Origin of the sequence: Curtobacterium sp. 22159 (genome assembly GCF_052045775.1) — a bacterium.
Lineage (GTDB): Bacteria > Actinomycetota > Actinomycetes > Actinomycetales > Microbacteriaceae > Curtobacterium.
This window is the reverse complement of the sequence record NZ_JBQEPN010000005.1, coordinates 17183-29312: the sequence shown is the minus strand read 5'-3', so window position 1 is coordinate 29312 and position 12130 is coordinate 17183. Positions and strand designations below refer to the sequence as shown.

General features: G+C 72.1%; 10 protein-coding genes. 2 read left to right on the top strand and 8 right to left on the bottom strand.

What is annotated here, in order from left to right; all coding sequences use genetic code 11:
* Positions 1-197: 197 nt before the first annotated feature.
* Together ACTJKO_RS07185 and ACTJKO_RS07180 are read right to left on the bottom strand one after the other, a co-directional pair.
* Positions 198-2630 (bottom strand): lamin tail domain-containing protein, encoded by a 2433-nt coding sequence (locus ACTJKO_RS07185; protein ID WP_440687149.1) that lies wholly within the window; start codon positions 2628-2630, stop codon positions 198-200.
* Between the two features lie 198 nt (positions 2631-2828).
* Entirely contained in the window at positions 2829-4073 is a 1245-nt protein-coding gene (locus tag ACTJKO_RS07180) for an ROK family protein (protein ID WP_440687147.1), read from the bottom strand.
* A 109-nt stretch (positions 4074-4182) separates the two neighbouring features.
* Between ACTJKO_RS07180 and ACTJKO_RS07175 the strand changes: the two genes are divergently transcribed.
* On the top strand, positions 4183-4638 hold the full coding sequence (locus ACTJKO_RS07175) for a GNAT family N-acetyltransferase (protein WP_440687145.1): 456 nt from the start codon (positions 4183-4185) through the stop codon (positions 4636-4638).
* Positions 4638-4982 (top strand): MGMT family protein, encoded by a 345-nt coding sequence (locus tag ACTJKO_RS07170; protein ID WP_440687143.1) that lies wholly within the window; start codon positions 4638-4640, stop codon positions 4980-4982. The genes ACTJKO_RS07175 and ACTJKO_RS07170 overlap by 1 nt, the downstream gene beginning before the upstream one ends.
* A 27-nt stretch (positions 4983-5009) precedes the next feature.
* Here the strand turns inward: ACTJKO_RS07170 and ACTJKO_RS07165 are convergent, their stop codons facing one another.
* The 6 genes from ACTJKO_RS07165 to purN form a co-directional block, all read right to left on the bottom strand.
* Positions 5010-5435, bottom strand: a complete 426-nt coding sequence (locus ACTJKO_RS07165) for a DUF805 domain-containing protein (RefSeq protein WP_440687141.1) — start codon at positions 5433-5435, stop codon at positions 5010-5012.
* A 38-nt stretch (positions 5436-5473) separates the two neighbouring features.
* A complete protein-coding gene (locus ACTJKO_RS07160; RefSeq protein ID WP_440687139.1) occupies positions 5474-7396 on the bottom strand; it encodes an ABC transporter ATP-binding protein in 1923 nt (640 codons plus the stop codon).
* Positions 7393-9216 (bottom strand): ABC transporter ATP-binding protein, encoded by a 1824-nt coding sequence (locus ACTJKO_RS07155; protein WP_440687137.1) that lies wholly within the window; start codon positions 9214-9216, stop codon positions 7393-7395. The genes ACTJKO_RS07160 and ACTJKO_RS07155 overlap by 4 nt, the downstream gene beginning before the upstream one ends.
* A gap of 316 nt (positions 9217-9532) precedes the next feature.
* Positions 9533-9718 carry a hypothetical protein gene (locus tag ACTJKO_RS07150; protein ID WP_440687135.1) on the bottom strand — a complete coding sequence of 62 codons (186 nt, stop codon included), beginning with the start codon at positions 9716-9718 and terminating at the stop codon, positions 9533-9535.
* A gap of 161 nt (positions 9719-9879) precedes the next feature.
* A complete protein-coding gene (purH, locus tag ACTJKO_RS07145) occupies positions 9880-11532 on the bottom strand; it encodes a bifunctional phosphoribosylaminoimidazolecarboxamide formyltransferase/IMP cyclohydrolase (RefSeq protein ID WP_440687133.1) in 1653 nt (550 codons plus the stop codon).
* Positions 11529-12122 (bottom strand): phosphoribosylglycinamide formyltransferase, encoded by a 594-nt coding sequence (gene purN, locus ACTJKO_RS07140; protein ID WP_440687131.1) that lies wholly within the window; start codon positions 12120-12122, stop codon positions 11529-11531. Before purN ends, purH begins: the two co-directional genes overlap by 4 nt.
* Positions 12123-12130 lie beyond the last annotated feature (8 nt).

Below are 12130 nucleotides of genomic sequence, written 5' to 3'. Positions count from 1 at the left end.
CGCGCGCAACGAGCGACACGACCGACGTCGTGCGACAGCGACGGTGTCGCACCAGCCGCGCGCCCGCAGCCCGCGCGCGCAACGAGCGACACGACCGACGTCGCACGACAGCGACGGTGTCGCCCCGGCCGCACGCGCCGACGGACGGGAGGCGCGGTGCCAGCCCGCACCGCGCCTCCCGTCCGACGATCCGGACGCTACGGCCGCGCCGCGCGACGTCGGCGCAGGACCAGCACTCCGGCGCCGGCCGCGAGGAGCAGGAGTGCTGCGGCGATGCCTCCCGTGAGGTCCGCACCCGTGAACGCGAGCTCCCCCGTCGCCGGGTCGATCGTGATCTCGGTCCAGCCGATGACCGTGCCGTCCGTGGCGGTGACCACGATCCGGTGGAGCCCGGCCGGGGCATCCGTGGGGATCGTCGCGGTCACCGTGCCGTCGGCGGCCACCGTGACGGTCCCGAGCAGGGTCGGCGTGGAGAACATCCACACGTGGACGCGCTCCCCGGCGTGCTGGGGGCCGACGCCGATCGTGATCGTCTCGCCGGGACGCGCGGTCGCCGGGGCGGTCAGGGTGCCGCGGTTCGCCTCGGTCAGCGAGGACTCGGACGGGGCGACCGCGGCAGCGGGGGACGCCGAGGGCACCGGCGCAGGCGCAGAACCGTCACCCGGCGCAGGCGTCCCACCGTCACCCGGCACCGGCGCCGACCCCTCACCCGGCGCAGGCGCAGAACCGCCACCCGGCGCAGGCGCCCCGCCATCACCCGGCGCAGGCGTCCCGCCGTCACCGGGCGCGGGCGTCCCGCCGTCGCCCGCACACGGGTACGTCCCCGTCCGGAGCGAGAAACCGTCGGTGTCGTTGTCGTCCGCGTAGAACGTCGCCCGCTCCCCCGCGACGCACACGCCCGAGATCGCGAACCCCTCGTTGGCGAGGGTCCGGTCGGCCTTCGCCGGCGCCTCGTACACCGTCGTCGCGGTGAACGCCCCGTCGGTCACGTCGAACAGCGCCGTGCGGCCGGAGCACGCGTCGTCGCACACCACCCAGAGCGCGTCGAGCGTCGGGTCGAACTGCACGTCCGCGACGACCGCGAACGGCGTCGCGATGGTCGCAACGCGCTGGAACGAACCGTCGTCCATGAGCGCGTAGGCGTACCCGCTCGCGGTCCCCTCGACCCCGACGAAGAACAGGCCGTCGCCGTGTCCCGCGTAGGCGGACGGCACGTAGGCCGCCCCGGTGTGCTGGTCCACGAAGCCGTGCGCGGTGAGCCAGGAGTCGGGGATCCACGTGACGCCCTCGAGTCCGGCGTTCGCCCCGAGCCCCGGGAAGTCCGGCGCGAGGTTCCACTCGTCGGTGGCGTCGAGCGTCTTCTCGGAGCCGTCCGCCGTCGCGAACCGCAGGACCGCCGGACGACTCGTCGAGGACACGTCGTTGTTCCGCTCGGTGGACACGTACACGGCGCCGGGGTCGTCAGCGGTGACGGTCACGCCCTCGGCGTCCGGGGTGCCGGATCCGTCGGCGTAGTGCAGTTCGGTGCCGGCCGCGTTCGACGGCGCCCAACCACCCCGGCCGTCCGGGACGAGGTGGTAGAGCAGGCCGTCGCCGTTCTGCACCGCCCACAGCTGCCCGTCCTCCGAGCTGCTCGACGTCGTCCAGTCGATGCCGCTCAGGTCACCGGTGAAGGTGGCCTCGTCGTCGAGCACGGTCTCGTCCGCGCCGCCGGGCCACGCCTCGGCCGTCACGACGCCGGCGAACCGGTTCGCCGCCCCCTTCGTCGGCTCGGCGGTCTCCTGGAACGCACCGGTGCCGTCCGGGTTGCGGCCGTAGGTCGTCGCCGCGTGGGCCGTCCACGAGTACGAGTCGACGAGCTGGCCGCGGGGGTCGAACACCCGGGCGGAGTCCGCCTTGCCGAGCCCGAAGCCGAAGTCCGCCTCGTCGAGGACGGTGAACCCGCCGGGCGCGACCGTCCTGCCCGCGGGGATCGTGTACGCGTGCGCGTCCTCGCTGTCCTTGAACACGTACCCGCCGAGGTCCACCGTGGTCGTCCCGACGTTCGTCAGCTCCACCCAGTCGCCCGGGGTCCCGCCGTCGGACTCGACCTCGTTGATCCGGACCGGGGACGAGCAGTCGTTCGCCGCGCCCTTCGTCGAGGCGGTGGTGTCGACGAGCGGACCCGTGCCGTCGGGGCAGCGGCCGTACGTGACCGCGGCGTGCGCCGTCCACGAGTACCGGAGCACCAGTGCCCCCGACCCGTCGTACACGCGAGCGGTGTCGGCCCCGCCGAGGCCGAAGTCGAACCCGGGCGCGGTCGCGGACTGCTGGTCGATGACGAAGTACCCGCCGGGGGCGATCGTCGAGCCCGCGGGCAGGACGTACGCGGTGTGGCTGCTGTCGTCGTCGAGGAACGAGTACCCCGAGAGGTCGATGGCCGCGGTGGAGGTGTTCGCCAGCTCCACCCAGTCGGTGTCGTCGCCGTTCGACTCGACCTCGTTGACGACGAGGCCGTTCGCCGCCGCGGGACCGACCGACGGGTCGTCGTCGCCGACCGCGGCCGAGGCGGGCGCCGCGGAGAGGACGGCGGCGGCGACCACGAGGCCGGCCGAGACGGAAGCGCTGAGGCGCAGGGCACGGGAACGCATGCAGGGTCCTTCGAGGGTGTCGGGGGCGGACCTGCACGACTGTTCAGGACGCGGGCGTCCGGCCGGTGGCCCGCAGGTGAACGAACGGTGTCGCACGCTCCGTGGGTGCGCACCGGACGGGAGGCGCGGTGCGGGGCGGCACCGCGCCTCCCGTCCGGTGCGCGGTCACGTCCACCCGGCCCTGGGCACCCCGCCCCGTCAGCGGCGGATGAGGAGGGCGCTGGCGCGCGGCGACAGCGCCGCGTCGAGCACCAGGCAGGCCGCTCCGACGGCGGCGACGTCGGCGCCGCGTCCGCTCTCCTCCACGGCGACGGGGTGCTTCGGGACGAGCAGCGGCGAGTCGACGATCGCCTGCCGTGCCGCGGGGAGTGCCGCGCTGGCGATCCGCGACCAGAACGGACCACCGAACACCACGCGGTCGATGTCGAGCAGGTTCACGATGAGGACGACCGCGTTCCCCATCACCGAGCCGGCCTCCGTCGCGAGCCCGACCGCCACGGGGTCGTCCGCGTCGATCGCCGCGGCGAGGGCGTCCCACGCCCGGTCGACGGCCGCGACGTCGGCCGGGTCGCCTCCGAGGGAGAGCCCACGTGACTGCGCGATCCGCACGAGGCGGTCCGGGGCGACTGCGGCACCCACCTCGCCGCGGGTGCCCGCTCCGTCCGGCGTCCCCGCGAGCGCACCCTGGTCGACCATGATGTGCCCGGCGTCCCCGGCGTTCGAGCCGACCCCGCGCACGGGCTCGTGGTCGACGACGAGTCCGACGCCGAAACCCGTGCCGAAGTAGACGAAGGCGAAGTTCCGCGCCGAGGACTCCCCCGCCAGGAACATCTCACCGACGACGGCCGCGGTGACGTCCTTCTCGAGGAGCACCGGGTAGCCGGTCGCGTCGGCGAGCGCGTCACGCAGCGGGACGTCGCGCCAGCGCGGCAGGAACGGCGGGTCGAGCACCACGCCGGCGTCGACGTCGATCGGACCGGGGCTCGCGATGCCGACGCCGAGCACCGCGTCCACGTCGACCTGCGCCTCGGTGACGAGCCGGTCGACGGCGCTCGCGATGGTCCGGACGACCTCGGACGGGTCGTCCGCGCTCGGCGTCGAGGTGGTGGTCGAGGCGATCACGGTGCCGGCGAGGTCGAGCAGCACGTAGGTGACGACCGCCGGGTCGACGTGCACCCCGACGGCGTAGCGGCTGCCGGCCTCGAGCCGGAGGATGGTGCGGGGCTTGCCGCGCCCGGACACGATCGTGCCCGACTCCGCGATCATCCCCGCCTCGATGAGGAACCGCGTGACGTTCGACACGGTCTGTGCGCTGAGGCCGGTACGCGACGCGAGCTCCACCCGGCTCAGCCCGTCCGGCGATCGGCGCACCGCGTCGAGCACGACGGTGCGGTTGAACCCCCCGATCGACGGGAGGTTCGCCCCACGCCGATGTTCTGCCATGCCGCGACCATACCGCGCAGTCCGGAGCCGAGCGCCCGGGGCAACGGTGCGGTATCGGTCTCCCCGGCTCACTGGCCCCCACACGGGTCGCACGGATACCCTGAGCGACATGACGGACCTCCGCCTCGAAGAACTCTCCGCGTCGACTGCTGCGGCGGCGAACTCCCTGACGCTCAAGCCCGGGCAGGAGCAGTTCGTGCAGCCGACGACGTACGCGGTGGCGGAGTCCGACGTGAAGCCGAGCTCGGCGTGGACCCGTGTGGTGCTCGACGGCGACGAGGTCGTCGGCATGATCATCGGGACGTTCGACGAGGACAACGCCGAGGAAGAACTCCGCAGCGCGATCTGGCGTGTGAACGTGGCGGCGTCGGCCCAGGGCCGCGGGGTCGGACGGTTCGCGGTGCACGGCCTCGCGGACGAAGCGCGCAGCCGTGGGCTCGAGCGCCTGACCGTCGTGTACGAGCCGGGCGGGGACGACAGCCCCGAGGCGTTCTTCCGCGCCGTCGGCTTCGAGGTCGTCCGTGAGACCCAGTACGGCGACCACTTCGCGGTCCTGACGCTCTAGTGTCCGACGGCCCGGTTCCTGCTGCGGACGACTTCGGCGCGGCCGTGGCCGAGGTCGTCCGGCTGATCCCGCCCGGTCACGTCATGACGTACGGCGACGTGGCCGCTGCCCTCGGGTCCCGGGCGTCCCGGGCCGTGGGGAAGGTGATGGCGCACGAGGGCTCCGACCTGCCGTGGTGGCGCGTCGTCCGCTCGGGTGGGCTCCCCCCGGTGCACCACGAGGCCCGGGCGCACGAGCACTACCGGGCCGAGGGCACCCCGCTCGTGCAGGGGTCGACGACCTGGCGGATCGACATGCGGCGGGCGCGGTGGTCTCTCGCCACGGATGCGGACGACCCGTTCTGATCCCGGACGTCTCGGCGCGGCGTGCGCTCAGGCGTCGAAGCGTGCGCCCTTCGGGTTCGCGGGCAGCAGGCACATGACGAACACCACGATCGACCCGATGCCGACGAGCACGTGCAGGAACTGCCAGAACCCGGACAGGTTCGCGTCGTGCAGCCGCCGGGCGCCGAGGGCGAGTGAGCCGACGAGCGTCGCCAAACCCCACAGCACGAACAAGTACGAGCCGACGGGGTTCTCGAGCACGGGCGTGTCCGGGGTGAACACCTGCGGCACGAGCTGCAGCACGAGGCCGATCGCGAAGGACGTGATCCACCACCACCAGAACTCGGCGCGGGACGCCCGCCCCGTGAACATGGTGTACTTCCGCCAGAACCGGCGCACCGCCTCGGTGAAGGGTGCCCCGTAGAAGGGGTCGCGCAGGGCCACGCCGCCGGGCTGCACGCTGTCGTCGCTCATGGGTCAAGCCAACCACGTCGTGCAGCCCGGCAGCGCCGCTACACCAGCGAGTCCCGCCAGGCCGCGTGGAGCTGGGCGAACCGACCCGTACCCGCGATGAGGTCGTCCGGGGTGCCGTCCTCGACGATCCGGCCGTACTCCATCACGAGCACCCGGTGGGCGATCGCGACGGTGGACAGCCGGTGGGCGATGATGACCGCGGTCCGGTCGGCGAGGAGGGTCTCCAGCCCCTCCTGCACGAGCCGCTCGGACGGGATGTCGAGCGACGCCGTGGCCTCGTCGAGGATCAGCACCTTCGGGTCCGCGATGAACGCCCGGGCGAACGACAACAGCTGCCGCTGCCCGGCCGACACCCGGCCGCCGCGCTTGTTCACGTCGGTGTCGTACCCGTCGGGCAGCGCCATGATGAACTCGTGCGCGCCGACCGCCCGCGCCGCCGCCTCGATCTCGGCCCGGGAGGCCCCGGGCTTGCCGAGTGCGATGTTGTCCGCGACGGTGCCGGAGAACAGGTACGCCTCCTGCGTGACCATGACGATCGCCCGGCGCATGTCCTTCGGGTCGAGCTCCCGCAGGTCCACGCCGTCGAGCTTCACCGAGCCCTGCGTCGGGTCGTAGAAGCGCGCCATGAGCTTGGCGAGCGTCGACTTGCCGGCACCGGTCGACCCGACGAGCGCGATCGTCTGCCCCGCCGGGATGTGGAGGTCGAACTCGGGCAGCACGACCTTGCCCGCGTTGTACGCGAACACGACGTCGTCGAAGTCCATCTTCCCGGTCGCTTCCGGCAGCTTCGTCGGCTTCGCGGGGTCCGGCACGCTCGGCTGCTCCTCGAGCACGCCGGAGATCTTCTCCATCGCCGCCGACGCGGACTGGTACCCGTTGTAGAACATCGCGAGTTCCTGCGCCGGGTCGAAGAAGCGCTTGGCGTACAGCGCGACGGCGAGCAGCGCACCGACCTCGAGCGTGCCGCCGACGATGCGGAACCCGCCGACGATGACGACCGCGGCGAGCGTCGCGTTCCCGATGAGGACGAGCATGGGGTCGAACGTCCCGAACAGGTTGAACACCTTCGCGTTCGCCTGCCGGTAGTCCTCGACGTACCCGCCGTACTCGTCACGGTTGCGGGACTCCTTGCGGAAGGCCTGCACGGCGCGGATGCCGGTCATCGTCTCGACGAAGTGCACGATCACCCGCGCCGAGGTCACCCGCGTCGCGCGGAACAGCGTCTGCGAGTTCGTCTGGAACCAGCGGATCAGGAACCACAGCGGCACGAGCGACAGCGCCAGCACGATCCCGGAGGTCGGGTCGAGCGCCACGAGCGCCACGGCCGTGAACACCATGTACAGCACGCCCTGGATGAGCTGGTTCAGCCCCGAGTCGAGCAGCTCGCGGATGGAGTCGAGGTCGCTCGTCTGGCGGGAGATGATCCGGCCCGACGTGTACGTCTCGTGGAACTCGAGCGAGAGCCGCTGCGTGTGCAGGAACACCCGCTTCCGGAGGTCGAACAGGATCGCCTGGCTGATCCGCGCCGCCAGGACCGTGTACCAGGCGGTGAGGACCGCGCCGAGGACGGCCACGACGATGTACGTCGCGACGACGCCGAACGCCGGCACCCAGTCGTTGTGGTCGAGCACGGCCGGCAGGGCGTTGTCGATGCCCCACGCGATGAGCGCCGGCCCCGCGACCGTGCCCGCGGTCGAGACGACGACCACGACGGCCAGCAGCACCAGCCGGGCCTTCAGCGGTGCCGCGAGCGACCCGAGCAGGGCGAGGGAGCGTCGGCGGAGCCGCTTGCTCTCCGCCTTGGTGAAGTCCTCACGTTCCTCGCCGCGCACGCCGAGGGTGGTGATGGACGCGGTGACGGGCGCGGCAGACTGCGCGTCGGCGATGTCGTCGACGACGGGATCCGCGCCTCCCGGGCCCGCCGACGTGTCGACGGGCAGGTTCTTCTCCTGCTGGGTCATGCCATCGCCTCCTCTCGTGCGGTGACGTCGTCCTCGTCGAGCGACGAGATGACGTAGCGGTAGTGCTCGTTGGTGGCCATCAGCTCCGAGTGGGTGCCGACGGCCGTGACGACGCCGTTCTCCATGAGCGCGACCCGGTCGGCCAGGGTCACGGTCGACGGGCGGTGCGCCACGATGAGCGACGTGGTCTCGGCGAGGACCCGGCGCAGGCCGGCCTCGACCCGCGCCTCCGTGTCGACGTCGAGCGCCGACAGCGGGTCGTCGAGGACGAGGACGGACGGCCGCGCCGCGATCGCCCGCGCGAGCGCGAGGCGCTGTCGCTGCCCGCCGGAGAGGGACAGGCCTTCCTCCCCGACACGGGTGTCGACCCCGTCGGGCAGGTCGTCCACGAACGACGCCTGGGCGATGTCGAGTGCTTCGCGCATGACGGCCTCGGCCTCGTCCCCCGACAGGTCGGGGCGTCCGAGCAGCACGTTGTCCCGCACGGTCGTCGAGAACAGCGTGGCGTCCTCGAACGCGACGCCCACGTGTCGACGCAGTTCCTCGCGGGTGAGCGAACGGATGTCGACCCCGTCGATCGTCACCGAGCCGCCGGTCACGTCGTACAGCCGCGGCACGAGCGACAGCAGCGTGGTCTTCCCGCAACCGGTCAGACCGACGAGCGCCATGGTCTCGCCCGGCCGGAGCTGCAGCTCGACCCCGTTGATGAGGTCGGGGAACTGCGGCGGCGAGTCCTGGTACCGGAAGTGCACCCCGTTGAAGGCGAGCGCACCGTGCGGTTCGGCGATCGACACCGGGGACTCCGGGTCCGTGATCGTGTTCTCGGAGTCCATCACCTCGAAGAAGCGGTCGACGGCGGTGCGCGTGTCGAACGTCATCGAGAGGAGGAAGCCGATCGACTCGATCGGGAACCGCAGCACGGTCGCGGTGGCGAAGAAGGCGAACAGCTGACCGACCGACAGTTCGCCCTGGCTCGCGAGGTAGATGCCGGCGAGCAGGCAGAGCGCGAAGGCCACGTCGGGTACGAGCAGCAGCCAGAGCCAGATGCCCGCGATCGCCTTCGCCTTCTCGATCTCGGTGCCGCGCAGCGCCTCGGCCTGCTCGCTGAACTCGTCGAGCTTGTACCGGCCGCGCCCGAACGCCTTGAGCACGCGGATGCCGTGCACCGACTGCTCGACGCTCGTGGCGAGGTCGCCGACCTGGTCCTGGCTGCGGCGCGCCACGACGGAGTACCGGCGCTCGAACAGCAGTCCGTTGATCCACAGCGGGATCGATGCGACGAGGAACACCAGGCCGAGCAGCCACCCGAAGGTGAACAGCACGACGAAGCCCACGACGATCGTCACGATGTTGACGACGAGCAGGACGACGCCGAACGCCAGCCAGCGGCGGATGAGCGACAGGTCCGAGACCGATCGGGACAGCAGCTGCCCCGACTCCCACCGGTCGTGGAAGGCCACGGGCAGGTCCTGCAGCTTCGCGTAGAGCGCGTTCCGCATGCTCGTCTCGATCCGGGTGGACGGACGCATGACCATCCGCCGACGGGACGCGATGAAGAACGCCTCGAGCACACCGAGGGCGAGCACGCCCAGGCCGGCGGGCCAGATCTGTGCGGAGTCCTTCGACGACAGCGGACCGTCGACGAGCCACTGCAGCACGTAGGGGATCGCGAGCGCGACCAGGGAGGCTCCCATCGCAGCGGCCATGCCGGCGATGAGGCGGCCCCGGTAGGGCTTCACGTAGGGGTAGATCCGCGCGATCGCGCGGAGGGTCGAGGGGCGGTCGGTGGACGGGCGCGCCTGGTCTGGCGTCTTGGACATGCGGTTGCGTCCTCGTGCGTCGTGCCGGTGCCTCCGCGCCGGCCGCTGCTGTCGCAGCCGTCGGCCTGGAGGATCGGTGTCCGTTGCGTGGTGGTCGTCGGCCGAGCGGATCGGTCGCGGCTCGAGCCGTGCTCGCCCTGGTCGGTCGGGCGCCGGTCGGTCGCGACCGTCCGCCACCGCGTCTCGCGGCGTCGGTTCGGTCGGAGTGCACCGAGGGACAGGTGTCCCCCGGGTTCAGGCGTGGGCTCGCGCGGGCCCGTGGTCGGTGGCGTCGGCGGTACCGACGGTCATCGTCCGGTGGCTGTGGGAGGCAGCCCTACGCGGTCAGCGGTGCCGTGACGGCGGGCGCACCCCGGCGGGGGTACGGCGCGACGGCCCGCTCGGCGATGCGCGGTCGTCCACCGCGCGCTCCGTCGAACGGTCGTGCGTCGGGAGCGGTCCCCACGAAGAGCACGAGACCCGCACGGGCAGCCGTCGCCACGGTTCCGGTCGTCGTGTTCATCGTCACTCCAGTCGTCGTCTTCGTCACCGTTGTGTCCGCGGTGCCGCCGACCCGTGAGGGGGCCGTCGGCGTGCCTGTCGCGGAGCCTTACAGACTATTCACAGTCGAACGTGGTGCGCAAGCGGTTCCCCAGGATTGCCGAGGTCGCCGAGTACTTCGACTCAGTGGAAGAAGTGCCGCTCGCTCGTGAAGTACATCGTCACGCCGGCCGCCTTGGCCGCCTGGATGACCTCGTCGTCGCGGACGCTCCCGCCGGGCTGGGCGACGGCGCGGACACCCGCGTCGAGCAGCACCTGCAGACCGTCGGCGAACGGGAAGAAGGCGTCCGAGGCCGCCACGCTGCCGGCCGCGCGGTCACCGGCGCGGTCCACCGCGAGGTGGCACGAGTCGACGCGGTTGACCTGTCCCATGCCGACGCCGACGCTCGCACCGCTGTTCGCGAGCAGGATCGCGTTCGACTTCACGGCGCGGCTCGCCTTCCACGCGAACGCCAGGTCGGCGAGGGTCTGCTCGTCGGCGGGCTCGCCGGCGACGAGGGTCCACGTGGACTGGTCGAACCCGGTGAAGCGGTCGGCGTCCTGCACGAGGAACCCGCCGGAGATCTGCTTGACCTCGCGCGGGGCGAGCGCGAAGTCGGTCGGCAGGGTGAGCAGGCGGATGTTCTTCTTCCGCGCGAGGATCTCGATCGCCTCGGGGTCGAACGCCGGGGCCACGACGACCTCGGTGAAGATGTCCGCCACGGTTTCCGCCATCCGGACCGTGACGGGACGGTTCGCGGCGATGACCCCGCCGAACGCGGACAGCGGGTCACAGGCGTGCGCGGCGGCGTGGGCGGCGGCGATCGGGTCGGGGGCGTCGGCGGGGGCGATCGCGATGCCGCAGGGGTTCGCGTGCTTGATGATCGCGACGGCGGGCTCGGCGAAGTCGTACGCCGCACGGACCGCAGCGTCCGCGTCGACGTAGTTGTTGTACGACATCTCCTTGCCGTGCAGCTGCGTCGCCTGCGCGATGCCCGTGCCGTCCGCGCTGGTGTACAACGCTGCCGCCTGGTGCGCGTTCTCGCCGTAGCGGAGCGTGGCCGCGAGGTCGGCGCTGAACGTCAGGCGCTCGTCGAACGTGCCCGGGGTCTCGATGTCGCCGGTCGTGGTCGGGGCCGCAGCCTCGGCCCGGACGCTGTCACCCGGGACGACGTCGCTCGCGAAGTACGCCGCGACGGCGGTGTCGTACGCGGCGGTGTGCGCGAAGGCCTGGGCCGCCAGACGCTTCCGGAGCTCGAGCGTGGTCCCGCCGGCCCGGACGGCCTCGATCACCTCGGCGTAGGACGATGGCGACACGACGACGGCCACGTTCGGGTGGTTCTTCGCAGAGGCCCGGACCATCGCCGGGCCGCCGATGTCGACGTTCTCGACGACGGTCGCGGTGTCGGCACCCGACGCGACGGTCTCGACGAAGGGGTAGAGGTTGACGACCACGAGCTCGAACGGCTCGATGCCGAGGTCGACGAGCTGCTGCTCGTGCGATTCCAGACGCAGGTCGGCCAGGAGGCCCGCGTGCACCGACGGGTGCAGGGTCTTCACGCGGCCGTCGAGCGACTCCGGGAAGCCCGTGATGCTCGCGACGTCCGTGACGGCGAACCCGGCGTCACGGATCGTCGCCGCGGTGGAGCCCGTCGAGACGATCTCGACGCCGGCGTCGGCGAGGGCACCGGCCAGTTCGAGCAGGCCGGACTTGTCGCTCACCGAGATGAGCGCCCGTCGCACGGGGACGACGTCCCGGTCGCGGTACAGGCTGGGGTCGGCTGCGTGCACGCTCATGCGCTCGGGGTGCCCTTCAGGTCGGTGGTGCCGTTGGCGATGTCGAGGACGGTCTGGATGAGGAGGCGCCGTTCGACCGGCTTGATGCGGTCGTGCAGCGTCGACTCGGAGTCCCCCGGGAGGACGGGGACGCGTTCCTGGGCGAGGATCGGGCCGCTGTCGACGCCGTCGTCGACCTGGATGACGCTCGCGCCGGTCTCGGAGACGCCGGCGGCGAGCGCGTCGCGGACGCCGTGGGCGCCGGGGAACTCGGGCAGGTACGCCGGGTGGGTGTTGATGATCGCCGGACCGAACTCGGAGACGACGGCCGGGGGCAGCAGGCGCATCAGCCCGGACAGGACGAGCAGGTCGGGCGACCACGGCCGGATCTGGGCGGCGAGTTCGCGCCCCCACGCCGCACGCGAGTCGAAGCGCGAGAACGGCACCGTGAAGGTCGGGATCGAGTACTCCTCGCCCAGCCCCAGGCCCTCGGCGTCGCGGTCGGCGCCGATCGCGACCACACGAGCGGGGTACTCCGCGTCGAGGGTCGCCTCGAGCAGGGCCCGGAGGTTCGAGCCGGCACCGGAGATCAGGACGACCAGTTCGAGCACGGGATCAA

Coding starts and splice junctions, on each gene's coding strand:
- ACTJKO_RS07165 (WP_440687141.1), bottom strand. CDS start 5,435: ATGAGCGACGACAGCGTGCAGCCCGGCGGCGTGGCCCTGCGCGACCCC.
- ACTJKO_RS07185 (WP_440687149.1), bottom strand. CDS start 2,630: ATGCGTTCCCGTGCCCTGCGCCTCAGCGCTTCCGTCTCGGCCGGCCTC.
- ACTJKO_RS07160 (WP_440687139.1), bottom strand. CDS start 7,396: ATGACCCAGCAGGAGAAGAACCTGCCCGTCGACACGTCGGCGGGCCCG.
- ACTJKO_RS07155 (WP_440687137.1), bottom strand. CDS start 9,216: ATGTCCAAGACGCCAGACCAGGCGCGCCCGTCCACCGACCGCCCCTCG.
- ACTJKO_RS07150 (WP_440687135.1), bottom strand. CDS start 9,718: ATGAACACGACGACCGGAACCGTGGCGACGGCTGCCCGTGCGGGTCTC.
- ACTJKO_RS07180 (WP_440687147.1), bottom strand. CDS start 4,073: ATGGCAGAACATCGGCGTGGGGCGAACCTCCCGTCGATCGGGGGGTTC.
- ACTJKO_RS07175 (WP_440687145.1), top strand. CDS start 4,183: ATGACGGACCTCCGCCTCGAAGAACTCTCCGCGTCGACTGCTGCGGCG.
- purH (WP_440687133.1), bottom strand. CDS start 11,532: ATGAGCGTGCACGCAGCCGACCCCAGCCTGTACCGCGACCGGGACGTC.